The organism is Streptomyces sp. NPDC037301 (assembly GCF_055602785.1).
Window position 1 is genome coordinate 25,565 of the sequence record NZ_JBVJWD010000072.1, and the last position, 645, is coordinate 26,209.

The window sequence follows — 645 nt, forward strand, 5'->3', positions numbered from 1 at the left end:
ACACTCTCCGACCTCCCCCGCACTCCCCGCTGGCCCCCCCGCCCCCCCCCCCCCCCCCCCCCCCCCCCCCCCCCCCCCCCCCCCCCCCCCCCCCCCCCCCCCCCCCCCCCCCACTGCGTTCCCCCAAACCGCCGCCATCCGGCACCCCAGCCCCCTGAGTCACGCCTGAACCAGAGAGCGCCAGCCGCCGCACACAGGGCCGAACCCCGACTGGCGCGACAACCCCCAGTACGTACTGCTGACTTCTGGAAAACCAATGAGGACCGGGAGCAGGTATCCGATGAGAGCTCGAAGCACCGGGATACTGACGCCGGCCGCGGTCAGGCCAGCCGGGACAGCAGCCGCCACAGCACCACCACTGAGAAAATGACTCAAGGGAGCGCCAGCGCCTCGCCAACAGCGCTTGCAACGTCTCTGCCGGGTTCCGTAAGTCGACCTACGGAGCTCCACGTCGGTGAAGGCGATACCAAGGCCCTGGGCGCGTCGGCCTCCGGCATGCCGCGTCTCGGGCGGCGAACAGCTTCTGCGTGACCTTTCGCGGCAAATACTGAGCTTGACTCTGTCGGGGATCTTTGAGTTTCCCGGTGCGGCAGCGTGGTCAACGGGCATGCTCGGGTAGTTCCGCCGACCGATGCAGCTGTCGAG